30 protein-coding genes are annotated in these 23,943 nt (G+C 44.4%); 24 read left to right on the top strand and 6 right to left on the bottom strand.

From position 1 onward, the window contains the following. Positions 1-28 precede the first annotated feature (28 nt). Complete coding sequence (locus AC58QD_RS20680; protein ID WP_497336780.1) at positions 29-1,237, bottom strand: MFS transporter; 1,209 nt, start codon at positions 1,235-1,237, stop codon at positions 29-31. Between the two features lie 168 nt (positions 1,238-1,405). Between AC58QD_RS20680 and AC58QD_RS20685 the strand changes: the two genes are divergently transcribed. The 3 genes from AC58QD_RS20685 to AC58QD_RS20695 are packed head-to-tail and all read left to right on the top strand — an operon-like array spanning position 1,406 to position 2,748. Next, a complete protein-coding gene (locus tag AC58QD_RS20685; protein WP_497336782.1) occupies positions 1,406-1,753 on the top strand; it encodes a winged helix-turn-helix transcriptional regulator in 348 nt (115 codons plus the stop codon). After that, positions 1,750-1,908, top strand: coding sequence for a hypothetical protein (locus tag AC58QD_RS20690; protein WP_497336784.1), 159 nt, complete (start codon positions 1,750-1,752; stop codon positions 1,906-1,908). The genes AC58QD_RS20685 and AC58QD_RS20690 overlap by 4 nt, the downstream gene beginning before the upstream one ends. Before the next feature lie 57 nt (positions 1,909-1,965). Beyond that, positions 1,966-2,748, top strand: a complete 783-nt coding sequence (locus tag AC58QD_RS20695) for a dioxygenase family protein (protein WP_497336786.1) — start codon at positions 1,966-1,968, stop codon at positions 2,746-2,748. 506 nt (positions 2,749-3,254) lie between these two features. Here the strand turns inward: AC58QD_RS20695 and AC58QD_RS20700 are convergent. Further along, positions 3,255-3,707: a bactofilin family protein gene (locus tag AC58QD_RS20700; RefSeq protein WP_497336788.1), complete on the bottom strand. Its 453-nt coding sequence runs from the start codon at positions 3,705-3,707 to the stop codon at positions 3,255-3,257. Continuing rightward, a complete protein-coding gene (locus tag AC58QD_RS20705; RefSeq protein ID WP_497336790.1) occupies positions 3,707-4,747 on the bottom strand; it encodes a peptidoglycan DD-metalloendopeptidase family protein in 1,041 nt (346 codons plus the stop codon). Before AC58QD_RS20705 ends, AC58QD_RS20700 begins: the two co-directional genes overlap by 1 nt. 190 nt (positions 4,748-4,937) lie before the next feature. On the opposite strand from AC58QD_RS20705, the gene AC58QD_RS20710 reads away from it, so the two are divergent. From AC58QD_RS20710 to AC58QD_RS20740, 7 genes are all read left to right on the top strand, one after another. Further along, the gene (locus AC58QD_RS20710) at positions 4,938-6,035 is read left to right on the top strand and encodes a ParM/StbA family protein (RefSeq protein WP_497336792.1); all 1,098 of its coding nucleotides are present in this window, start codon (positions 4,938-4,940) and stop codon (positions 6,033-6,035) included. Positions 6,036-6,080: 45 nt separating this feature from the next. Then, positions 6,081-6,203 (top strand): hypothetical protein, encoded by a 123-nt coding sequence (locus AC58QD_RS20715; protein ID WP_497336794.1) that lies wholly within the window; start codon positions 6,081-6,083, stop codon positions 6,201-6,203. Positions 6,204-6,436: 233 nt separating this feature from the next. Beyond that, on the top strand, positions 6,437-6,715 hold the full coding sequence (locus tag AC58QD_RS20720; RefSeq protein ID WP_497336796.1) for an autorepressor SdpR family transcription factor: 279 nt from the start codon (positions 6,437-6,439) through the stop codon (positions 6,713-6,715). Continuing rightward, positions 6,712-7,347: an SdpI family protein gene (locus tag AC58QD_RS20725; RefSeq protein ID WP_497336798.1), complete on the top strand. Its 636-nt coding sequence runs from the start codon at positions 6,712-6,714 to the stop codon at positions 7,345-7,347. The genes AC58QD_RS20720 and AC58QD_RS20725 overlap by 4 nt, the downstream gene beginning before the upstream one ends. A 202-nt stretch (positions 7,348-7,549) precedes the next feature. Further along, the gene (locus AC58QD_RS20730; RefSeq protein ID WP_497336800.1) at positions 7,550-8,455 is read left to right on the top strand and encodes a TIGR01777 family oxidoreductase; all 906 of its coding nucleotides are present in this window, start codon (positions 7,550-7,552) and stop codon (positions 8,453-8,455) included. 220 nt (positions 8,456-8,675) lie between these two features. Beyond that, complete coding sequence (locus AC58QD_RS20735) at positions 8,676-9,935, top strand: Glu/Leu/Phe/Val family dehydrogenase (RefSeq protein WP_497337054.1); 1,260 nt, start codon at positions 8,676-8,678, stop codon at positions 9,933-9,935. A 31-nt stretch (positions 9,936-9,966) separates the two neighbouring features. Further along, complete coding sequence (locus tag AC58QD_RS20740) at positions 9,967-10,467, top strand: hypothetical protein (RefSeq protein ID WP_497336802.1); 501 nt, start codon at positions 9,967-9,969, stop codon at positions 10,465-10,467. A gap of 530 nt (positions 10,468-10,997) precedes the next feature. On the opposite strand, the gene AC58QD_RS20745 is transcribed toward AC58QD_RS20740, so the two are convergent. Next, positions 10,998-11,504, bottom strand: coding sequence for a tyrosine protein kinase (locus AC58QD_RS20745; protein WP_497336804.1), 507 nt, complete (start codon positions 11,502-11,504; stop codon positions 10,998-11,000). A gap of 330 nt (positions 11,505-11,834) precedes the next feature. Between AC58QD_RS20745 and AC58QD_RS20750 the strand changes: the two genes are divergently transcribed. The 10 genes from AC58QD_RS20750 (at position 11,835) to AC58QD_RS20795 (ending at position 18,003) form a co-directional block, all read left to right on the top strand. Then, positions 11,835-12,125 carry a YerC/YecD family TrpR-related protein gene (locus AC58QD_RS20750; RefSeq protein WP_497336806.1) on the top strand — a complete coding sequence of 97 codons (291 nt, stop codon included), beginning with the start codon at positions 11,835-11,837 and terminating at the stop codon, positions 12,123-12,125. 44 nt (positions 12,126-12,169) lie between these two features. Beyond that, complete coding sequence (locus AC58QD_RS20755) at positions 12,170-12,319, top strand: hypothetical protein (protein ID WP_497336808.1); 150 nt, start codon at positions 12,170-12,172, stop codon at positions 12,317-12,319. A gap of 194 nt (positions 12,320-12,513) precedes the next feature. Then, positions 12,514-13,302, top strand: a complete 789-nt coding sequence (locus AC58QD_RS20760; protein WP_497336810.1) for a sirohydrochlorin chelatase — start codon at positions 12,514-12,516, stop codon at positions 13,300-13,302. Between the two features lie 41 nt (positions 13,303-13,343). Next, the gene (locus AC58QD_RS20765) at positions 13,344-14,252 is read left to right on the top strand and encodes a diacylglycerol kinase (RefSeq protein ID WP_497336812.1); all 909 of its coding nucleotides are present in this window, start codon (positions 13,344-13,346) and stop codon (positions 14,250-14,252) included. 106 nt (positions 14,253-14,358) lie between these two features. After that, positions 14,359-16,020 (top strand): 23S rRNA (uracil(1939)-C(5))-methyltransferase RlmD, encoded by a 1,662-nt coding sequence (gene rlmD, locus AC58QD_RS20770; protein WP_497337055.1) that lies wholly within the window; start codon positions 14,359-14,361, stop codon positions 16,018-16,020. Positions 16,021-16,150: 130 nt separating this feature from the next. Continuing rightward, the gene (locus tag AC58QD_RS20775) at positions 16,151-16,528 is read left to right on the top strand and encodes a hypothetical protein (RefSeq protein ID WP_497336814.1); all 378 of its coding nucleotides are present in this window, start codon (positions 16,151-16,153) and stop codon (positions 16,526-16,528) included. Positions 16,529-16,569: 41 nt separating this feature from the next. Continuing rightward, complete coding sequence (locus AC58QD_RS20780) at positions 16,570-16,707, top strand: hypothetical protein (RefSeq protein ID WP_497336816.1); 138 nt, start codon at positions 16,570-16,572, stop codon at positions 16,705-16,707. A 149-nt stretch (positions 16,708-16,856) separates the two neighbouring features. Next, entirely contained in the window at positions 16,857-17,159 is a 303-nt protein-coding gene (locus AC58QD_RS20785) for a hypothetical protein (RefSeq protein ID WP_497336818.1), read from the top strand. Between the two features lie 34 nt (positions 17,160-17,193). After that, positions 17,194-17,553 (top strand): hypothetical protein, encoded by a 360-nt coding sequence (locus AC58QD_RS20790; protein ID WP_497336820.1) that lies wholly within the window; start codon positions 17,194-17,196, stop codon positions 17,551-17,553. Between the two features lie 45 nt (positions 17,554-17,598). After that, entirely contained in the window at positions 17,599-18,003 is a 405-nt protein-coding gene (locus tag AC58QD_RS20795; RefSeq protein ID WP_497336822.1) for a DUF7662 domain-containing protein, read from the top strand. Positions 18,004-18,071: 68 nt separating this feature from the next. Here AC58QD_RS20795 and AC58QD_RS20800 read toward each other — a convergent pair whose 3' ends face one another. Beyond that, a complete protein-coding gene (locus AC58QD_RS20800; protein WP_497336824.1) occupies positions 18,072-18,377 on the bottom strand; it encodes a hypothetical protein in 306 nt (101 codons plus the stop codon). Between the two features lie 234 nt (positions 18,378-18,611). Between AC58QD_RS20800 and AC58QD_RS20805 the strand changes: the two genes are divergently transcribed. The 3 genes from AC58QD_RS20805 to AC58QD_RS20815 all read left to right on the top strand — a co-directional run bounded on the left by AC58QD_RS20805 (position 18,612) and on the right by AC58QD_RS20815 (position 21,434). After that, positions 18,612-19,799: an HNH endonuclease gene (locus AC58QD_RS20805; protein ID WP_497336826.1), complete on the top strand. Its 1,188-nt coding sequence runs from the start codon at positions 18,612-18,614 to the stop codon at positions 19,797-19,799. Between the two features lie 85 nt (positions 19,800-19,884). Then, positions 19,885-20,244: a hypothetical protein gene (locus tag AC58QD_RS20810; protein ID WP_497336828.1), complete on the top strand. Its 360-nt coding sequence runs from the start codon at positions 19,885-19,887 to the stop codon at positions 20,242-20,244. Positions 20,245-20,597: 353 nt separating this feature from the next. Next, complete coding sequence (locus tag AC58QD_RS20815) at positions 20,598-21,434, top strand: recombinase zinc beta ribbon domain-containing protein (protein ID WP_497336830.1); 837 nt, start codon at positions 20,598-20,600, stop codon at positions 21,432-21,434. Here the strand turns inward: AC58QD_RS20815 and AC58QD_RS20820 are convergent. Then, on the bottom strand, positions 21,431-21,679 hold the full coding sequence (locus tag AC58QD_RS20820; protein WP_497336832.1) for a hypothetical protein: 249 nt from the start codon (positions 21,677-21,679) through the stop codon (positions 21,431-21,433). The genes AC58QD_RS20815 and AC58QD_RS20820 overlap by 4 nt on opposite strands. A gap of 212 nt (positions 21,680-21,891) precedes the next feature. Between AC58QD_RS20820 and AC58QD_RS20825 the strand changes: the two genes are divergently transcribed. Further along, positions 21,892-23,817 (top strand): DNA cytosine methyltransferase, encoded by a 1,926-nt coding sequence (locus AC58QD_RS20825; RefSeq protein ID WP_497336834.1) that lies wholly within the window; start codon positions 21,892-21,894, stop codon positions 23,815-23,817. Positions 23,818-23,943: the final 126 nt, after the last annotated feature.

Genomic DNA, 23,943 nt, shown 5'->3' on the forward strand with positions numbered 1-23,943 from the left:
ATTCATGTCAGTGTTTGGTATCGAATGATCATTTCCTTTCAAGCTTGGCAGAAACAGCAGTGAGTACGACGGCTGCCAGAACCATCAAGCCCCCAATCCATGGAGTATGCACAAGTCCTATGGTGTCGATAACTACTCCGCCGATTAAGGAGCCAATTGCAATACCGATGTTAAAAGCCGCTATATTAAGCGCCGATGCCACATCTACTGCGGAAGGAACGTATTTCTCAGCGAGTTGGACGACATTTAACTGAAGTCCAGGTACATTCATGAATCCAAGAAGTCCCATAAGAAACACGCCAATCAAGCCCGCCACTTTGAATGGAATCAGGAATGTCAATACAATCAAGATGGCCGCTTGAGCAACAAACATCCAGAATAATGCACGTATCGGGTTATGGTTGGCCCATTTGCCTCCGACCGAGTTACCGATTGCCACAGCAATCCCGTAGACGAGCAGGACAATACTAATAACCTTGTGACTAAGCCCAGTTACATCCTGCAGAATCGGAGTTAAATAAGTGAAAGCAACAAACGTTCCTCCATAACCTAGTGCCGTGATAGCAAAGCCAAGTAGCAATCGGCTATTCATGATCAGTCGAAGCATATCCGAGAATTTGGCGGGAGGAGATTGTTTCAGATTCTTAGGAATAAGTGCGGCACTTGCAACGATAGCAATAACACCCAGTAAAGCAACTCCCCAAAAAGTCGCTCTCCAACCAAACGCTTGTCCGATAAAGGTCCCGAGTGGAACACCTGTGACTGTTGCAACGGTTAACCCAGTGAACATAAGGGCGATTGCGCTGGCCTTTTTGTGCGGCGGTACAAGCTGTATAGCGATCGTGGCGCCAATGGAGAAAAATACACCATGTGAGAACGCGGTAATAAATCGGGCAATGAGCAATAATTCAAAGGACGACGAGAGTGCAGCGACAACATTGCCAATAATAAATATAACCATCAGGGATATAAGCAAAGACTTGCGGCTCATGCGATTGGTAAGCGCGGTGAGGATCGGTGCTCCAAGCGCAACCCCAATGGCATATCCTGAAATAAGAAGACCGGCGAGTGTGATTCCGATACTTAAGTCATCTGCGATGGAGGCAAGCAAGCCTACTGGAACAAACTCCGTTGTTCCGATGCCGAATGCGCTAATGGTAAGGGCAAGAAGCGCCCATTTTCCTGTATTTAGCCTTTCTTTTTGTATAGATGCTGAATTTGCTACTGAGTGGCTCATGATATCCTCCTAATTATTATTTAAGTGAACCGGAGTCCACTTTTACTTTCGATGTCTGAGTGTTATTATAGATGCGTACGGACATAATGGTAAGTACGTACTTTGAAGTGATATAGATACTATAAAGGTATATAGGTACTTAAAAGTTCCTATTTAAGGAGGCACACCATGGCATACAATATCCCGGTTGAAGCTACACTTGATGTGATCGGCGGTAAATGGAAGGTCGTCATCTTGTGTCATTTGGACAAAGGGGAGAAACGGACAAGCGAGTTAAAAAGGTTAATGCCTGACATTACACAGAAGATGCTTACACAGCAACTACGCGAGCTGGAACAGGACGGCGTGGTCAATAGAACGAGCTACGACCAGGTACCGCCGAAGGTGGTTTACTCGCTATCAGGCTACGGCTGGTCCCTCAAGCCGATACTTGATGTAATGTGCGCTTGGGGTGAGCAGCATATTAACCAAACCGATGAAGCTACAAAAGTAACCACGGGAGGTGTTTCAAGTTGAAGATTATGATTACAGTTTCGGAAGCAATGGAAAAAGGGGTATGGCCGGAGATCATGCGTCTTTTTGGTAGAGATAAAGAGGAGGAATTTTGGCCTCAAGAGGAATTTATATTAACAGAGGAGCAAGCGCTTAGCTTGAAACTTATCAAAAAATAATCAAAGAGCATAGAATGAAGCAAACAGCGGGATTGAAAAGGAGTTGCTCACCATACAATGTCGATGCCGTCGTTATTCCTCACGCATGGGACACCATCTCTCATATTGGAGCGCACTCGGTACACTGAGTTTCTTAAGAATGTGTCTGCCAGACTTCCCAAACCAAAAGCCATCATAATTGTAAGCGCCCACTGGAAGAATCCGGTTCAACAAGTATCAGGGGCCGCCCAGCTCAGGACGCTTCATGATTATGAACAGGCTCCAGAAGAGTTACACAGCTTCAAATACCCGGCGAAGGGTAACATTGTATTGAGTCTCGATATACAGAGGCGGCTAGAAGCAGCCAGTATACGGGCCGAAATCGACGATCAACGCGGCTTGGATCATGGGGCGTGGACTTTGTTGAGCCTGATGTATCCAGCTGCTGATATCCCGATTGTGGCTCTATCTGTGAACGATAGACTGGTGCCGGAGGAGCATTATCGGACGGGTCGGTCTCTTCGCGGCTTGAGGAATCAGGGTGTACTCCTTATAGGTTCAGGTGGAACGGTGACAGCCAAGCAGCCGGCGGGAGCTTTTGATCCTGCAAGCAAATCTATGCAGGCTGAAGCGATTCGCTTCGATGATTGGTTGGAGGAGAGGATCCAGCTCTGGGATCTGGAGGGGTTGTTCGATTATGAGAAGCGTGCCCCATTCGTGAAGGAAGCGACACCATGTAAAGCTCACTTAGCCCCGCTATTGATCTGTATGGGTTCTGGGGAAGCGGAGCGGCGAGGACGACGCATCTACAAAGGGTATCAGCATGGGTGCTTGAGCTTGAACGGGTGGAAGTTTGGGTAGTTCTGCAGGAAAAAAACGACACTTAGTGGTTGAGTTAAGTTTGGCGCGTAGAGAGCATGAAGGTGGGCTACGATTGTTGTTGTGTTTGGATTCCTTTGATTATACTTTTAGAGGTAGGATTCCAAACGCGGGAGGCAAACACTTCGTTTCTCCACTCCACCTTCCTGCCCTCTTCTGTTTGATGGTTCTGGACAGAGTTACGATTTCGTACAACCTGCGCTTTGTCTTCGAGTCGATTTATGCACGTTCAGCCCTCTGAGTCACCTCTAAAGCGGATTTTCCGCTCTACAGCAATCGCTCCGCCCTCTGAGTCACCTTTAAAGCGGATTTTCCGCTCTATAGCGATCGCTCCGCCCTCTGAGTCACCTCTAAAGCGGATTTTCCGCTCTACTGTACAAAAATTAAACACCTTCGGCTCAACTCCAGAAACTTTAAGTTTCTATACTCTATATAAAAGCCTCCAAATCCACTAATTCCAATGGGTTCGGAGGCTTCTTGATTATCACTTACAAAGGCGAAGGCGAACTGCTGTAGCTCGACGAGAATCCCGGCGCTGCCGTAGGCTGGTGCTGATGCTCCACAGTCTTTGTGCGCTCCTCCTCGCCTGACTTCACGTCCATGCGGCTGTTGCCTTGGAAGATGCCGCCTTCGTCAATAACGAGGGAATGCGAGGTCGTATTGCCGTACAGCCGGCCTGACGACATGATGCGTACGCTGCCCTTGGTCTGCAGATTGCCGTGCACGGTACCGGCAATGATCACATTGCGAGCGGTGATGTTCGACTTCACAACACCTTTCTCCCCCACGGTGACATCCCCAGCGCTCTCCACATTGCCTGTAATTTGGCCTTCGATGCGGATGCTGGCGTCAGATTTGATCTTACCTTCGAATACGCTGCCTTCGCCGATTAAAGTATCCGTAGTATTAGGATTCATCTTCGATGATTTGTTCTTGAACATCAGGATTCTTCCTTTCTCGCTGTTTTCAAGTAGGGGCGTGGATCTATCGTCTCACCGTTCTTGATGACGCCGTAATGAAGATGGTTGCCGGTGCTTCGCCCGGTCGAACCTACATATCCAATCTGCTGGCCTTTCTTAACGATGTCTCCTTTGGAGACTATGTATTTGCTCATGTGCATATAACGAGTCCGCAGCTCGCTTGTATGTTCGATAATCGCATTGTTACCGCCTGTGGAGTCCCACCCGACCGACACGACTACTCCATCGGCTGCAGCATACACAGGGTCGTTATAGCCGCCGGCAATATCAATTCCGTTGTGAAAGCTTGGTGTGCGGGTGAAAGGGTCTATTCTCATCCCGAACACGGAGGAAATCTTCTGCGATGCTGTCGGCCAGATCGTAGGGGTTACGGCAAGTTTCTGCTGGGCTTCTTCCACCAGATGGAGGGTCTGGGTAATGCTGCCGAACAATCCAGTCATCTCCGAGTTCAAGTTCACGAAGCTCTCTGTTGCAGCGGACACCAGATGATCTATATCATGGTTCGTAACCGATCTGGAATCGCCGCCTATTCCCTGAACCTGTTCTTTAGGTACAAGTTGTGCTGCAGAGGAGGTTATCACGGTACCTGTAGAACCAGAGCCTGTAGCAGTCCCTCCCTGCGCCACTCCACCCGTCATGGTCTTCATCTCATTCTCCAGCTTCTTCAGCTGTTCGATCTTGCCTTTAACATCCTCAGCCTGCTGGGATAACCGGATCAGATCCTGCTGCAAATGCTCGATCGTTTCATTTTTCTCGGATACGGTGATCTGATACTCTTGCCGTTGATCCGATAACTGCCCTTTGAGCCGTTGATTCGTGTCGATGCTGCGTGTCTGTCCTGTATAGAAAGCAAGTGTCATAGATATTAAGGCGGTTAATCCAACACCCACTGCAATAAATGTCCAAACCGGTATGCGAAAGCGAACAACCTTGCTTGTAGCATCGGCTAGAACCATAAAGGTAAGTCGCATGTAAAGCCATTTCAGTCGTTTCTTCTTCATCGTTCAACTCCATGCTGGATAAATGAATTAGCTTGACTTCTGTATTCGTCATTTGGACTGGAAAACCCTCCCTGACTTAGGACCTATTTTTGTTATTTATTGGCGAATAAAAGAGGATTTTCCCTATAAATAGTCGAAATGTTCATGCAAGTAAGTACTATGGCATATTCCGTGAGAGGAAGAATAGTTCATGATTAAGCTAGCGGGTATAGATGTCGGAAATGATAGTATCAAGATTGCTTTGGACGGTGTTCAGGAGCCGATTGTGGTCCCTAATATCGTGGCTCCGGGCTACGAACGGCACATTTTGCAGGAAGAGGATTCCCCGCTCAAAGCGATGGATGTAATGATCCACAGTCCACGGCTAGCAAAGAACAACCAACGATATTTCGTCGGATTGCTGGCAACAGAGAACGACGACAGTATGGAGCTCGAAGAGACAGATAATAAAGCGTTGTCGGATCAATCTCTAATTGTTGCATTGACAGCACTTGCTTATGCGGGACTTATGTCCCAGTCCTTCGGTACCTCCGGGTTCAGCTCGACTGATGAAGTGGAATACATAATAGGAACGGGTCTACCTGTACGGACCTATGCTCGTTTTCATCGGGCTTTTGAAGAACGGTTGGTGGGCGAACATGAAGTTACCTTCTTGTCCACTCCGCAGCTTCGGGGTCGCAAGGTTAGAGTGATCATCCGCCAGGCGATTGTATCGATTGAAGGGGCAGCCGCCCTGTATAATATGGCCACTTATGATAACTTGCAAGTGAAGGACGAAGAGCTATATTACGGCTGTATCGGAATATGTGAGATGGGCGCGCTTACGACGGATTTTCCGGTATTGAAACGCATGAGCATCGATAATCAATTCAGCACAGGAGAGCAAATGGGGCTGGCTACATACCTGGATCCCATCATGAGAGACGTGGAGGATCAGTACGGGTATCGCTTCCAGAGCCGCGCCAAGCTGGTGCAGAGAATCAAGAAGCGGGAATTCACGATCCAACGTATTGGCGAAGGTCAAGCAGACATTAAACCGATCGTGGATCAATACTTTTCCCGTGCGGCCCACCGTATTGTAGAGTTGATCAAGAAGCGGTGGAAGAAGTACCCGGACATCCAATGCTTCTTCGTAATCGGCGGGGGCGCAACCGCACTGAAATCATACATTCTGGAAGCGTCCGGATCGATTCGCCTGCGGTTCGTGGAGGATAGTGAAATGCAGAACGTCTACGGCTATTTGAAATTGGCGAAAAGCAAAAGCAATCCGTCTACAGCCGTCAGTTAAAGCAAGCTGCAATGGACTAATGGGCTGAAATTCAGGGCATACTAATTGATACAAACCGAACATTTAGCCGAAGTAAGGGGTTGGTTCAACATGTATTCGATCGTTGCTATCGCAGTTGGCGGAGGAATCGCCGCGATCCTGGATTTTCTGCAGCTCGTTGTCCAATAGGATGATGAGGCACTTTTACGTAGAATGGCAGTTACAAACCGTTTGCTGAGACTGTTAAGGTCTTGCTGCGGTTTTTTGTTATTTTGACCGAAAAGGACAATAACGGCTTGACACGTAAATAAGGAACATGATTAACTATAGATAGATATTTAAATAATTATCTAAATATATAAATGAGTGGGGTTGCAATTGTGATTGTGAATGAGAATGATCGGGAGGAGGAGGAGGGCAGTATGGCCTTAAATGATACGTTCAAAGCACTGTCTGATCCTACCAGGCGCAAAATTCTCGATCTGCTGAAGGAGAAGGATATGACGGCTGGAGAAATTGCCGATCATTTTCAGATGAGTAAGCCCAGCATCTCACATCACTTGAACTTGCTGAAGCAAGCAGATCTCGTATGGGACGAGAGGCAGGGTCAGCATATGATGTATTCGCTCAACACTACGGTTTTCCAGGATTTGCTGAAGTGGGTGCTTCAATTTAACAAAGAGGGGAAGGATGTTCAATGAAAAGAAAAGACTGGATTGCTTTGCTGTTGTTGCTTATAACGGTGGGTTTTACGGCGTGGGTTTTTCCTGAATTGCCGGAAGAGATGACGATTCACTGGGGAGTTAATGGGGAGCCGGATGGCTTCGCTTCTAGAGGGTATGCCGTTTCGTTCGCTCCTGCTCTGATGATCGTGCTCTATCTGTTAATGCGCCTATTGCCGAAGATCGATCCGAAGAAAAAGAACTACGTCCGTTTCCAGAGCGGACTGGATGTCACGATGATTGCTTCGATGGTGCTGTTGATGGCCGTACAGGGGATGATGTTGGCTTACGCAATTGGGTATGACGTTCCTATGGATCGAGTCGTGCCCCTGTTAGTCGGAGGATTGTTCGTTGTAATCGGCAATGTGATGCCTCGATTCAAGCATAATTATTTTGTTGGGGTGCGTACCCCGTGGACGCTCGCTAATGAACAAGTATGGATCAAGACCCATGCGGTAAGCGGTAAAATCTTTTTCTTCGGAGGGTTGCTCCTGGCCGCGACGGCCTTGCTTCCTACAGAGTACGTGGCAACTGCTACTTTTGTCATCATCATTGCCATTCCGGTGTCGACCATCGCTATGTCGTACTACTTCTATAAGGCGTTGAAATAGGCTTCATCCGTCTATAAAATTATAGGATACTAAGTCCTGACACCTTGCAACAGAGGTCTTCAGGGCTTTTATTATTTTCGCAGGGGAGGCAGGCTGGTGTAGGTTTGCGAGCTTTGTCACGGTTTCGCCTAACTAACGAATTGAGAATATATGGTACACTGAAGGGGTGAAGCAGCATATTCGAGCCAAAGGCGGTGGAGGCATGAAGATAGCGGTTGCTGGAGGAAGCGGGTTTATAGGGACTCATCTCATTCGTTATTTGATGGAGCAAAACGATGAAGTCGTGCTCATCTCAAGATCCCATAAAGGTCATGATGCAATCGGGAACAGGCGCAATGAAATACCAGTAATTACGTGGAATGATCTGCTGGCTCAAAAGGATCGGTTAGAAGGGTTCGACGCCATCGTGAATTTGTCAGGGGAAACGATCAATCAGCGATGGACGCAAGCCGCCAAACAGCGCATTATCCAGTCGCGATTAGATGCTGCGGAGCGAGTGGGCAAGCTGGTCGAAGCTTTGCAGGTGAAGCCGAAGGTAGTAATTAACGGTTCCGGCATGTCGATCTACGGAAGCTCGGAGACTGATACATATGATGAGAGAAGTCCGATGCGGCTGACTGATTTTCTCACGGAGGTTATTGAAGTATGGGAGCAGGCAGCAGATGATCATATTCGCGGGACACGTCTGGTCAAGCTTCGCGTGGGGCTAGTGCTCGGAACGGATGGAGGGGCTTTGCCCAAGATGGCGCTTCCTTACAAAATGTGTGTAGGCGGACGTGTAGGCGCTGGTCGGCAATGGATGTCTTGGATTCATATCGAGGATATGTCGCGACTCATTCGCCACTGTATTGAGAGGGAGGATATCTCAGGTCCGGTGAACGCGACTGCACCTAATCCGGTCCGTAATGATGAGTTCGGGCAAGCACTTGGACGCGCCATGCATCGGCCGCATTGGATGCCCGTACCGTCGGCGGCTCTTAAGTTATTGTTCGGCGAGATGTCAGTCTTGGTGCTTACCGGGCAAAAGGTACTGCCATGGGTAGCGCAGGAGCGTGGGTTCACCTTTCAGTTCCCTTTTATTGACGATGCTTTGCGAGACTTATATTAGTTGATTCGCTGGGTACACTAAGACCGTGGAATACCGTGGAAGTCTGCGAAAGACTGTTCAGAAGCGGAATTAATCGTTATGCACTTGACATAGCATGTGAGGTATCGTTAACTGGTAGTGTAGGAATTATACTTATGTTGCACGCCTACCAGATGGATAGTTACTTATTATTGGGAAAAAAGGTGAAGAGATGAGCAGTGGGGCAAACAAACGTATTGTAATGGGTGCGAGTAAGCCAGCATTAAGCAATGATGTGCTTCAATCTACCCAGAGTGTCATTCATGAGGCACTTGACCGACTTGGATTCGATGAAAGCTTTTATGAATTGTTGAAGGAGCCGCTTCGGCTGATGACGGTTCGCATTCCAGTGAAGATGGATGACGGGAAGTCCAAGGTGTTCACTGGCTTCCGTGCCCAGCATACGGATGCTGTAGGACCGACTAAGGGCGGCATTCGTTTCCATCCTAACGTGACGGCCGAGGAAGTATCGGCATTGTCACTCTGGATGACGCTGAAGTGCGGGATATTCGATCTGCCATACGGCGGAGGTAAAGGCGGGATCATATGCGACCCGCGCCAAATGTCCTTGCCTGAGGTAGAACGACTAGCACGCGGTTATGTGCGCGCCATCAGTCAGATCGTAGGACCGAACAAAGATATTCCGGCTCCGGATGTATATACAAATGCACAAATTATGGCATGGATGCTGGATGAATATAGCCGTATTCGCGAATATGACTCCGCAGGCTTTATCACGGGTAAACCGCTCGTTTTGGGCGGATCCCAGGGCCGGGAGAAAGCTACTTCGCTTGGGGTAGCTATTGCGCTGCGTGAAGCTGCTGCCGTACAAGGATTGGGACTTAAGGGTTTGAAGGTCTGCATCCAGGGCTTCGGTAATGTCGGTAGCTACTTGGCTGAGATTCTGGATCTGTGGGGAGCGACGATAGTAGGGATTAGCGATGTGAACGGCGGTATTTATAACCAGGATGGGCTCGATATCCAGAACCTGTTGGACCGTCGTGACTCGTTCGGCAGCGTGACCAGCTTGTTCCCGAATCGTCTGACTAATGAAGAGTTCCTAGCTCTGCCGTGTGATGTGTTAGTGCCGGCGGCTCTGGAGAATCAGATCACAATCGATAATGTGAACAACATCCAAGCTAAGATGATCGTGGAAGCCGCTAATGGACCTACGACACTCGAGGCATCGGCTGTCCTTCATGAGAAGGGCGTAATGGTCGTCCCTGATGTTCTCGCCAATGCGGGCGGTGTTACCGTGTCGTACTTCGAGTGGGTGCAGAACAATCAGGGCTACTACTGGCCGGAAGAAGAAGTGAATCGCAAGCTGGAGCTGAAGATGGTTGAAGCGGTGCACAAGGTGCTGAACATGGCCAAGTCCCGCAAAATCACTCCACGCCTTGCCGCATATATGGTCGGCGTGCAGAAGTATGCGGAAGCCAGCCGTTTGCGCGGTTGGGTTTAGGATAGGCGTAGGGTTGGAGCAGTGCGAGGGTATGGCGAGGGGCAGTGTGGGAGCAGTGCAAGAGCAGTGCGAGAGCAGCAAGAGCAGTGCAAGAGCAGAGCAAGAGCAGAGCAAGAGCAGTGCAAGAGCAGTGCGAGAGCAGCAAGAGCAGGGCAAGTGCAGTGCGAGGGTAGTTGCAAGTGCAGAGCAAGAGCAGTGTGTGCGAGAGCAGGGCAAGTGCAGTGCAAGAGCAGTGCAAGAGCAAGGCAAGAGCAGTGCAGGAGCAGTGCGAGAGCAGCAAGAGCAGGGCAAGTGCAGTGCGAGCGCAGTTGCGGGGAATAGCCAGGGGACTAATGGTCCTCTGGCTTTCTTTTTGCAACTCGATTATTGGGCTGATCGGGAAAGTGAGGGGCGATGTAGCTCCCGGGTTAACAAAGGAGTAGTAACTGCAAAACCTGCAGCTAATTCTCTCCAGTCGGTAGCTATTTCAATTTTTACTGTAAAACCTACATTTATTTATCTGCATTTTGCTGGAATGTGCGAGTTTTCCTAAAGTTAACTGTATGAAATACAGTTATTTCTGTAAAATGCTCAATCCCCGGTAAAATAACTGTAGGTTTTGCATTTATAATAGGTCGCGGCACTCGCTTTGGGTGCACTGGAGCTTTAAGAACTAAACTTAAGTACCTCGGAGGTACTTAAATGATGCAAAAGGATGCCAGAGCAGTTGATTAGGTACCTGGGAGGTACTTAACGGTGAGCGTATCCACTGAAATAGGTTGAAATCCACCGAATAAGTACCTCGGAAGTACTTAATAGAAGCTCATAGCAGCAGGTGTAGTCGAATAGGTACCTGGGAGGTACTTAAATGTGAGAGTAAACAGCTGAAAATGGAGTAAATCTGCCGATTGAGTACCTTGGAATACCTCGGAAGTGCTAAATGGCATTAACACATTTTGCCCCAATGCGATTAAGCGCTTATCAGACAAAAATAGCGGAAGCCAGCTTAAGCCAGTTCCACTATTTTCCAAAAAGCTGTTATGTTGATTGTTGTGTGTACAGAGTTCGGCTAATGCGGCGTGATTATTTCCTTGATCGTCTTTTGCTATTGGCTGGATTGAGAGGTCTTGAAAGGCGGCGGCGTCTTCTGCGTCTGCGGCGGCGTTTGGGGGCATCGTCGTCATTGCTATCTGTTGATTTGGCTTTGGAGAAGGAGTTCAATAGCAGTTTGATCATCGGTTGCATCTGTTGGAGCTGAGACATGATCTTCTGTACTTTCCCCATCGTGGATACGACGCCCTCGATTCCGCCCATACGGTCGATGACACCTTTGATATCTTTGAAGTTGAAGTTGCTTAGGTTCAGATTGCCAAGCATTCCTCCAAGTCCACCGCCGCCTGTTGGAGCGGGAGAGGAAATGGGAACTAAGGATTGCGGCTGGATGACCGCAGGCAGTTGGCTTTCGAAGGGGGCGCCGCCTGGACCTAGATTGGGCCTGCCGGGATAAGAAGGGTAGCTGTTGCGATGCATTTGCTGGTTATTGTACCCTCTGCCGTGGCCGTGAATATATTGATTCTGATTGTCACTCACTGGTTTCACAACCCTTTTTTATTAGTTTTTCAGGGTCTTCCCAAAGGTTAATGGTTCCACTCTGTAGAAGGCCTTGCTTCACTTTGCAACAATATTTTATTATACTGTATGTGATAGGCAGATGGATGGATTGGACGAATGCCCGTTTTTCGTGAGATTTGCCCTAGAAAAAATGGGGATTTCCCCAGGAACGGCTTCTTGTCAGGCGGGCTTGATTTAGTCTGGTAACGCAGAAGTATTTTAACGTTATGCTCAGCTAAAGGAAGGAATATAGCAGTTAGTGTCGAAAAGGTTAGCAAAGAAAGTTCAAGAGAGTCAGGGGCTGAGAACATGCAATTAAAGAAACTTAACAATAAATCCGTTGATCAGTTATTTGAAGCCGTTCTTACATTGAAGTCGGTTGAGGAATGTTATGTTTTTTTCGATGACTTGTGCACAGTGAATGAGATTGAATCTATGTCGCAGCGGTTAGAGGTAGCACGGATGCTCGGCAAGGGCAGCACTTACAACCAGATTGAAGCGGAGACTGGGGCTAGCACGGCGACGATTTCCCGCGTCAAGCGCTGCTTGAACTATGGGAATGATGGCTATAAACTGGCTTTGGAGCGTTTGGGAAGGTAGAGTTGTAAGTGTCTTTTTGGCAGGTGACTGGGTAGGAGATGTACTTGAAATGCATAGGGTGTGCGGTGGAAAGATGGCCGCAGCCCTTTTTTGTATGCCGGGGTATGGACTTTTGTGTAGACGGTGAGCAGGAAATGCTGCATGGTGAGAGCGAAAGCGGACTGGAAGATAGTGACCTGTATGAGGAAAATTGACTTTGGTGTGCCGTTTCGATAGCATGAAGGTAACAGAATGATTGGCAGATTGAGGATGGACTACAAGGGTAACAAAAGTGTTGCTATCAAAGCCTGCAGAGGCGGTTGACTAGCTCGTTTGGGTGCAAGGCTCGGCTGTTGTGGTGGTGTGAAAAGGGTGAGGACGGCAGTTAGGAAGATAGGGGGCGTGCTGTTTGCGGAAATTCGGTGTGTTGGTCATAAGCCACGGTTCGCGCAGTCAGCAATGGGTAGAGCTTGTCGACGATGCGGTTCAATCGGTTGAACTGCCGGATGGGGTGCTGATTTATTGCTCTTTTCTAGAGATTGTGGAAGATCGATTGATTCAGGACGGGATAGATGCTCTGGAGGCTCAGGGCGTGACGGATCTGCTTGTAGTCCCGTTGTTCGTCTCATCAGGAAGTACGCATATAGATGAAATCCAGTTTGCGCTTGGCGTTATAGCAGAGGCTTCCTTAGAGACTGATTTGGAGCTGTTCCGTGTGCAGGCGCGGGTTTATTTTGGAGAAACCATGGATGGTGACCCGGATCTCGTAGCCAGGATGTTGATGGATAAAATCGCCACCTTATCGGTTCAGCCGGAACGGGAGACCATAATGGTCGTGGGTCATGGCAGTGCGGAGGAAGGGTTTCATCACAAGTGGAGGCATGGATTGGATCGAATTGCTGAGCGGCTTAGGAAGCTGGGCGGGTTCGCAGGAGCCGAAGGGGCCATGCTGCTGCCGGATCAGACGGGACCATATATGGAAAGGTTGAGCGAAGATGCGGACGTGCTGGTAGCTCCCCTTTTCTTAAGTGCAGGTTATTTTACAGATCAAGTCATTCCAAAGCGGCTTCAAGGGTATACATATCGGTATAATGGTCAGGCTATGCTGCCGCATCCGCTTGTATCGAAATGGATGGAGCGGCAAATAACGGAGCGGATTAAAGAGTTAGAAGCAGTAGAAACGGGTAAAGAGCAATAATAAGATGATCGTTGAAGGCTATAATCGGGGGGACTGGGTGTATGAGCAAACGAGCAAGATTAATCTACAACCCTACATCAGGCAGGGAAGAGATGAAGAAGCGTCTGCACGATATTTTGCAGCGTCTGGAGCAAGGGGGATTAGAGACGTCTACCCATGCCACTATGGGTGAGGGCGATGCGACTTTGGCTGCGGCAGACGCAGTGGAGCGGGGCTTCGATATCATCATTGCCGCGGGCGGGGATGGTACGCTGAACGAAGTCATCAACGGGATCGCCGAGAAGAAGAATCGGCCTGCGCTGGGGATATTGCCGCTTGGGACTACGAATGATTTTGCTAGAGCGTTGGGTATTCCGCGGAACTGGGAGTTCGCTTGCGATCTCATTCTGCAGCAATACACGCAATCGATCGATGTAGGGAAGATCAATTCCCGTTACTTTATTAATATAGCGGGCGGCGGGTCGATGACCGAGCTGACCTATGAAGTGCCTAGCAAGCTGAAGACCATGATCGGCCAGTTGGCTTATTATATTAAAGGCTTCGAGATGCTGCCGAGATTCCAGCCAGTCGAGCTTATCATCCGGTCTGAAGAGATGAACATGAATGAGGAGGTCATGATGTTCCTCATCTGCAACAGCAATTCCGTAGGCGGCTTCGAGAAGCTCGCACCAGACGCCAGCTTGCAAGATGGGATGCTCGATGTGTTCATCCTGCGCAAATGCAACTTGGCGGAGTTCATCCGCATCGTATCCGCGGCTACTCGCGGTGAGCACCTGAACGATCCGCATGTCGTGCATTTCAAGACACGGCGACTGGAAGTGACCACGTCAGACTATGTGCAAATTAACCTGGATGGCGAGTTCGGCGGTACGCTGCCTTGCTCGTTCTCGGTGTTGCCAAGTCATTTACAAGTGTTCGTGGATGAGTATGGGTTGTCTTCTTATAAGTAGAGTGGAATGTGCATCATGGGTAGCATGATGGTTAGTAATAGTAGTATACAGCAGGAGAGTGTATTCAGTGAGTAGCGATAGAAGAGCTGGGAAGAGTCCGGGTAAGATGGATGGAAGATCGGGGACGAGTTCGGGTACTTCGGGGAAAAAATCGGGGAAGAGATCGGATAATTTGGATAGAAGAGCGCGGAAGAGCCCAGAAAACTTGGATAGCAGAGTAGGGAAGAGCTCGGATAACAAGAGAAGAAATGGGAGATCAGAGGGAGAGTCGGCGGGAGTCAGAGCAGTAAGTAGCCAGTACACGGCTAAAGGCGGGGAAAGATTAGGTGCTCCGGCTGCATGGCGTTCATCGCTCCCATTGGAGTTGGATCAAGAGTATGAAGCTGAAGTATTTGGCATTGGGCATGAAGGTGAAGGGGTTGGCCGTGTGGATGGCTATACCCTTTTTGTTCATGGGGCGCTGCCGGGTGAGCGCGTGAGAGTGCGGGTTACGGAGCTGAAGAAGAATTATGGAAGAGCGGATTTGTTAGAGGTGCTGCAGTCGAGCCCTGATCGGGTCGCACCACCATGTGAGATCTACGAAGAATGCGGCGGCTGCCAACTGCAGCACCTAAGCTATGAGGCGCAGCTGAGGCAGAAGCGGCAGCAGGTTGTGGATCAGTTGGAGCGGATTGGGAAGCTGCGGGTGCGGGGTGGAAACGGGGCAACCCATGAGGGCAGGACAGAGTGGGAAGAAGAGGGTGTGATCGTGCACCCGACATTGGGGATGAAGGATGCATGGCGCTATCGCAACAAGGTGCAGGTGCCTTTCGGCCAGCAGGAAGCGGGCTTGGTCGGCGGTTTCTATAAGCGCGGCAGCCACAGCATTGTTGAGATGGAGCGCTGCCTGCTGCAGCATGAAGCAAGTGACCACACGGTTGAACGTGTAAAAGCAATTGCCCGAGAGTTGGGTGTTACAGGGTATAACTCCTCTTCTCATCAGGGGCTGTTGCGGCATGTCGTGGTAAAGTATGCTGCTGGGACCGGTGAACTTATGGTAGTCCTGATCGTGAATGGTGATAGTCTGCCTCATGAAGAGGAGTGGATAAAGCGGCTTCGGGCAGAGGTGCCAGGAGTCGTGAGTATTTGCATGAATGTGAATACCGAACGGACCTCGTTGATATTCGGTGAACAGACCCGAGTCCTCTGGGGCCGCGAGGTCATCTATGACACGATCGGAGATATTCGCTTCGCGATATCGGCCCGATCGTTCTATCAGGTCAACCCGATCCAGACCGAAGCGCTGTATAGCACAGCGCTCGGCTATGCCGGGTTGACCGGGAGCGAGACCGTCATCGATGCCTATTGCGGCATCGGGACGATCTCGCTCTTCCTCGCGCGTCACGCGCGACAGGTCTATGGCGTCGAGATCGTGCCGGAGGCGATCGACGACGCCCGCATGAATGCCGAGTTGAACGGCATTCGCAATGTGCGCTTTGCCGTGGGCAAAGCGGAGGAAGTGCTCCCGGCATGGCGGGAGCAAGGGATTGCGGGCGACATGATCGTCGTCGACCCGCCGCGCAAAGGCTGCGACGCGCGGCTGCTCGAGACGATCGTCGCGATGCGCCCGCAGCGCGTCGTCTACGTCTCTTGCGACCCAGCTACGCTCGCCCGCGACTTGCGCGTGCTGGAGGACGGCGGGTACCGCACGGTTGAGGTGCAGCCGGTGGATATGTTCCCACATACGGTGCATGTGGAGTGCGTGGTAAGGATATATCGGGAGGATTGAATAATTTTAAAATGAGGGCTTCCTTTTGAGGAGGTTCTTTTTTGTAGAGAATTGGATTATTTATGTATTAATTTGGTGAAAATTGGTATGATTAATGTAGTGAAATTCAGATTTTATAGGGGATAGTCGAATGAAGATTAAGGTTAGTGTTAAGAGTCAGAACGAAATCGATATTGGTAAAAAGGTCGAAGTTACATCGATTCAAGAAGTTGGTGAAATTAGAACGGTTAAACAAGATAAGAAAATGGACAGGTTTCTTCAGGATTACGGGAATTTTAAAAATATGCCGGAAGGTTACTGGATTGATCCGTATGGGAAAATGTTTGAGTTTAACGAAATGAGTAAGAAATACGTTAGTAATACAATTAGAATGCTTGAAGAATTACAGACAAAGAAATTGTATTGTGATAGTAAAAAAAGTGAAGTGTTTGGAGAGAGAATATTTTATGGATCTGTTTATGATTTGTTACAAATGAAGATAGTTGAACTTAAAGAAGCGCTTTACTAATGAAAATAAAACGGAGTCGTCAATGGGAGGTTTTTGCGAATATGGATTATTTAAGTTATGAAGATCAATTTAAAGAAGTGTTGAACCAAGAAGAAATAAGTCGAATTCAAAATCCTAAGATTAGAAGAATTCGAGAAAATTATCTGAGAATGCAGCTAGAGGCATTCATGAATGAATGAATGTGATATTCCTGATAGCGAAATAGGTAAAGTAAGTAAAGAATTGATACGTCGAGAACAAGAAGAACTGCAACACTTTAAAGAACAAAGAACAGACATTGAATAAAATACTAGCTTCATGACCTTACAATAATGGAGGAATTTATCATATGAAACATCATCCAGCGTGGGAAAGAGTATATTTAGCAGTCGAGGGATTGGCAGTTTATGATCATGGAATTATACATCGTCTAGAAAATGTTTATGTCTCTCATTTAATAGCGTTAAGAGTAGATGATTTTAAGAGTGAAAGATCCAAAGAACTTTTTGAAATTATTATGAGACCTGTAAAAGAAGGCAGATTTAAAGCTGGACATTTTAACTCAATAACAATTGATGAGGGCTGTCAAATAGCAAAGGATATAGTCTCACTTTTAATACAAATTGATCATTTCGATGATTCAGATTTTTAAAGCAAATAAAAACTGACATTCAAAGGGGGTTACCATGACAAAAAAAGTTCAACGAGGAAGATGGAGTACAAAGGTAAATGTCTTAAAACAAGACAGGATTATTTACGAAGGAGAAGGTTGGGAGGTAGGATGGCATGATGGTAGGTATAAATTAGGAAAATACTTAGTTGAAGGGTTTAGTGAAAATTTTTACAGGGATTATGAAAAGGGATATCAAGTAGGTCTCAACGAGTACAATTCAAAAGGCGAGAATAATTATTATTCAAGTAGTGCGTACAAGGAATCGCTCCAAAAGAATGCATATAAAAATAAGAAAAAAAGTGGATGTGCACCGATGATCATATTATTAATGGGAATTGTTGTATTAGTCGGAGCAATTAGCAGATTAATTTAAGGGATAGGTGTTAAAAGTTCACTTTCATATACAGGAGGGGATTCTATGAGCAAATATGATCCATTAAACAAATATTTGAGAGATGATGTTACTATTACGCTCTCATATAAAGAAATTGAAGAAATATTAAATGATGACCTGCCGCCTACCGCTTATGAGAACAGAGGTTGGTGGGATAATGGATCTTCTCATAATCAGGTACAGCCCTTTTCATGGTTAATGGCAGGATGGAAAATTAAGTCTTTAGAACTTGGTAAAAGTGTAACATTCATTAATGATTCTGTAATTAATCGATACTATAGAAATGCTTCATTGCTTCAGGAAAACAACGATTTAAAGAATTCACTGTGGTGGTTAATCGAACAGCTTGAAAAAGTACTAGCAGGTGAAAAAGCAGAAAATGTTGTAGAGTCATTATCTTATGCAAAATCGCTAGTTAAAAGAAGATAAATGGTCAAATTTGATTGGCTTAATGTATAGTTTATTAGCAATACAATCGAATAAAGAACTCCTCATAATTAATATCTATTTACTTCACAAAAATATGGCTTAATCATTTCTTTATCCTCGGCACCATATCCTGGTCTTATTACACTAAACAAATCCCCTGTCAACTCTATCTTTCTTATTTTTGAAAGATCGAAGAGTCTCCAGTTCTGTTCAATGTAAGGTTTATTCGAGTTTTTCAATTGAAATGCACGAAGTACTTTATTTTGCTGAGTTGATATTCCAAGACGAAAGGGTTCAACTGTTCTAACTCCCATATCGTATTCGAATATGATGATCTGCATGTTTTTTATAGCCTCACAGATAAGTCTATCCATATTATATCCCCCTATCTCTGCAACCTGAAAATCCTCTTAATCTTCCTAATAATTATACAATATTGGCGATATGTAGTCATAGGTTTTCTTATTTTCACGTACATACGCTTGCTGATAGGTTAATGTCGGTAGGAGGGTGTATAATGATGGAAATAAAATGTCGAATAAAGGAAAATTCAGTTAGAATGTGGAATAAATATGTATATCTCTTCAATGGATCGGTGGATAAACAAGGTGGCTACATTTAAGCATATCAAAATAGATCATGTTCTTAGCGCTCTGAAAGAAATTGGTAGACTAACTGAAGACGAATTAAAAAGTTCTACTGGTTATGACTTATTATACGAAAATAGAAGATATCCTCCCAAAGAAGTACTTAGGTTTGCGGATGAAATAGCTGGAAGAAGAAATTTTAATGATTTTTCAGGAGGCAAACATACGAATGGTCCTTTAATCAAACTTGGTTTTAATATTGTTTTAAAAGATACGAACATCTCAATTCCACTAAGATATTCTCGAAACAATATCTCAGATGATTCGCAAAATATGGTTACAAAAAATGCCGTAATAGCATCGTTTAATGCATACTTATTGACTTGGAATCCGGAAAACTGGACTTGGTCTGATATTGATGAGTGCATTAATGAATTAAACGAAACAGGAAAGTTCGTTGGTAGATGGAGTTGTGGAAATACAAAGAGAATCGAGATCGGAGACAGAGTCTTTATTATAAAACTTGGTAAAGAACCAAGAGGCATTTTTGCATCGGGGAGAGCAACTAGTAAATGTTATTATGATGTTCACTGGGATCGGCAACGGGCGAAACACGGAGAGACAGCACTTTATATCGATGTAGACTTTGAAGTGATTCTTAATTATGCCAAGGAACCTATACTACCAAGGGAAATTTTAGAGGAAGGAGTATTGTCTAAGGTAAACTGGAGCAGCATGTCCTCTGGTATCTCAATACATGATGAAGTATTGCCTCATTTAGAAGAACTGTGGACAGCATTTCTGAAAAAGAACAATAAATCAAAAAGTACTATCTATTTGGATGTTATTACTCCCGAGGAAGTAATGAATGCAGAAGATTACTTCGAAGGGGCAGTAAAGAAAATACATATCAACAAATACGAACGAAATGCCAAGGCTCGTAAAAAATGTATTGCCCATCATGGAGCAAAATGCATCGCTTGCGGTTTTGATTTCGAGGTTTTCTATGGAGAAGTTGGACGTGGTTTTATTCAAGTACATCATTTGGTTCCGCTGTATTCTATTAGAAAAACGTATAAATTAGACCCTATTAAAGACTTAAGACCAGTATGTGCCAATTGTCACGCTATCATTCACAAGCATAAACCGGAGCTTAGTATTGAAGAGTTAAGTAACATGATAAATGCCTGTAAAAATGTAATCTGTTGAATCAGTTACATAAACCAATCTCTTAACAAATTTTCAATTGGATAGCGGAACAAGTCATTGATAAATTAATAGAGGATGATCAATTTTGAGATTTGAAGAAGAATATCCTTCCTTAGAATCATTCTGGAGAGCAGTAATTCTGTTCGGCAGAAATAGCGCATCGTATAAATTTTCAATGGCTAAATCATTAATTGAACTAATTCCAAGTGGCAAGTCCTTCATCACTTTAGAAGAACTCGCAGTTCCATTTTCTAATAATCTCATTGAACATTTGAAGCTTAATGAGAAACAAACCACTTCCCAATCGAGTACTATGCTCAATGCTTGTCGGCAATTTATTGATGGAGAAATTACATATGAGCAACTGATCCAGCAAACCGTAAAATATGGTTTTGTAAATGTTCTGGATGCATTCCATGTTGTGAACCAAGGGGAATCCCAGTAAAATTTTTCGAGAGTGACAGGAAGACAAAGCAAAAGGGCATTGTCATAACAGATGATTTATTCAAACTTCAGGAAACCAATCAATTTACTAATTTCAATTTTGAAGTTGAAGCCAGATGGAGATTAGTTGAAACTGCATGGTCAATAGGGATTGCACCGTCACTTATACAAGTTAAATTTGAAGAAAATTCGAATCTCTTTTACATTAACAATAATCTGCGAAGGATAGATGTCACTTCAGGACGTGATGCGCTTAACGGTTATCAAAAAAGAAAATGCTTTTATTGCTTTGATGATATTACAATTGATCCTTTATCCGAAGACTTAGCAGATGTTGATCACTTTTTCCCTCATATGCAAAAAACGGTAACAGTCGATTTTCTAAGCCATAAGAGAGTTAAGAACCATGGCCAGGAACAGAAATACTTGATCGAGGATAACCATGAGCCGATCATACCCAAAGAGATGTTCGAACTGGTACAAAATGAAAAAGAACGCCGCGCATTATTAAAAGGAAATATCATGGGTGACCGAAAGAAATACTCCAGCAAGTATGCGCTTAGCAGCAAAGTATTCTGCGGATGCTGCGGAGCTAATTTCAAAAGGCGAACATGGAACAGCAATAACATATCCAAGAAAGTAGTATGGCAATGCCGAACTTATGTTAACGAAGGCAAAGAAGCTTGTGATGCCAAAGCGGTAGATGAATATGTGTTACAGGATGCCTTTGTACGGGTATTCAATAGGATGCATGAAAACAAGGATGGATTTATCCGAACCTTGAATATGAACATTGAAGCGATACTTTCCAAAAGGGAAGGGCATGAGGCGCTGATTAAAGTAGAACAGAACATCGAACAATTAAAAGCGGATCTCAAGGGATTGGTAAACCTGAAGCTTCGGGATAATATTGATGAGACGGTTTACAATGAGGAGAATGTAAGAATATCCCATGAGTTAGACAAACTCCGGCAGAAGAAAGCGATGCTGGAGAAAGATAATGATCAAAAAGCAAAAGTTACACAACGGGTACACGAAATTATACAAGTAATAAATGTGCGGCAGGATTTATTAGAACAATTTGATGATGAAATTTTTAATGCGCTGGTAGAGAAGATAACTATTCTCTCGCCAACGCATTTTGTATTTACATTGAAAAGCGGGTTGGAGATTGAGGAACATATCGGCTAGTCTCCAAATAGAATGATAGTATCCCTATTCCGACAGATGGCATGGTAAACTCCATGGTTAACCGTTTCTTCCCATTCTGAAAATTTTAAAAACATATCTGGCTCTAGCTGCTTCTTCAATTCTTCCGTTATTTGATCTAGCTTCTGTCTGACTTTATGGATGTCATGGTTCTTCACTGAATTGTTCGCGTGTTCATCAAACCTTCTGCTTAATGCTTTCTGAAACCATTCAGGCCAATCTACCATAGTGCTGTCTCCTTCCCATTGTTCGAGTGTGTGTATGTTAACTCTGATAGGGAGGGATGGCAAGTTATAATAAATTTTTGGATTTGCTTTACGGGAGTTGATGAATTTAATAAAGTTTAATTGGAACTATTAGCAAATAAGAGTACACTTAGTAAAGTGTCGTAAATAGGGTTGCATATCTCTCTATATAACTTTATAGGAGGGTTTTTGAAGTGGGGTATAAGGTAGTTGATTTTTTTGCTGGAATAGGTGGGATCTCTAAAGGTTTTAAAGAGGCAGGGGCACAAGTCATTTGGGCAAATGAAATTAATAAGAATACTTGTAAGATATACAGGGCTAATTTCCCCTATACTTTTTTATTGGAAAAGGATATTAATGAGGTATGCACTAAAGATGTTCCGGATTTTGATATTTTAACTGCATCATTACCTGCTCAACCTTTCATTTCAGGCAGAAATGAACTTAATAAAGGAGATAATCTGTTTGATCGACTAATAAATATTATTCAGTTAAAAAAACCAAAAGCATTATTATTGGAAAGTATAGAAGGGATTTTATCATTAGTTAAAGGAAAAGGATTTGAAGATATTAAGCGGAAATTGGAATATTGTGGTTATTATATACAGTATAAAGTTTTAAATGATATGGAATATGGTAATACTCCTCAAAATAGGAAAAGACTATATATAATCGGTTTTGACAATAAAGATTTATGTGAAAATTTTTCCTTTCCAGATCCTTTATTTTTAAAACAAACAATTTGGGATATAGTTGACGTAATGGAAAAAAAAGAAGACCGTTTTTATCGATTGCCTAGAGAATATTCTTTTATTAACGATGCAACTGTAAAGAAATATTTTATTTATCAAGTTAAAAAAGAAAAAGAAGGTTTAAAACTTTTGGAATATAGTATTGGAGGTAAGGCTGTACTCCCGTCTTCTGTAAGGCCATTTAACAGCAGTATTACCTTATTAAGAGATAATTACGGCGTTAGAACACTAACAATTGATGAATATTTACTATTAAGAAATTTTAATGACTATTTCTTTCCTAATAATTTGAGTTTATATGAATTATTTAAACTTATTGAATTATCTTCCTCAGTTACTGTAATCAAAAGACTTGCAATTAATATAATTGATGTATTGAAAATGAAGTTTTCAAAAATACAGGATGAAGGAATTGAAAAAAATAGCCTTGTTAGGACTGGACAGCAAATAATAACTAGAAATATTGAAGTTCCTAACCAAAGAAGACTAGTCGTAGCAATCCAACACATTGATGGGACAATTTCTCCAAATCATATCCAATTATACTCTGATTGGATAAGTGGTAATAGAAACCCATCAATCTCAAATGCCATTTATGGTAGAAAATTATTTGATATACTTAAAGACGAACTTGGTTATATTCAATTAAATGATGAAGGAATACTTAATTTAAGATATATTGCTGAACAAAATCCAATAAATACTGCCACGAGACTATTAGGGAATATTGCTGAAGCGATAATTGTGAGGAGATGTAATACATATAAGGAAATTAATCGAAAGTGGGCAACCATAGGACGTAAGGGAAATAGCAAAGTTAAATCACTTGATAATTATACTGCTATTGGAACAGGTTTGCTTACTACACGAGAAAAACACAGAACAAAATTTGACTCAAGTAATCCTCAAAGAGACATAATATGGATTAATAAAAATGATCCGAAGTCGGAGTTGCTTCAGATAAATAAAAATACAAATGGAGGTGGAGGTGTTAGTGCAGGACTACAACTTAAAGTTAGTACAAAAGGAAAAAATTATGTACTTGAAGACTTATTGATAAATAGATATGAAGTCCCCATGGTATATTTTGGTATAAATAATGATTTTGATGAAATAGCGAATAGATTATATTCCATAAGAGCTGACGTTGAAATTGGCAAGGATTTTATTAATGTAAATGTAATTGATCTAGATGCAATTGAAGAACTTAGAAATTATTACCCTATAATAATAGATTTAATGAAAGGGAAAATAAAACCAGAAGGCTTGTTTAATAACAATTATTTAGAAGATGAAATTGTTAGAAATTCAATAATAAAATCAACAATCGAATATAATGAAAAAAGTGCAATAACTATTTCATCATGATTAGTTTGGGTTTCATTTATATCCCTTTTACCGTCTCCACACATGTGGAGAGCTGTTCACTACTCGTGAGGAGAGATTAATAACAAGATGTATCGGTGCTCAGACCCTTCCTTTGACTGGAAGGGT

The sequence above is a fragment of the Paenibacillus sp. J2R1T-4 genome, assembly GCF_059692235.1.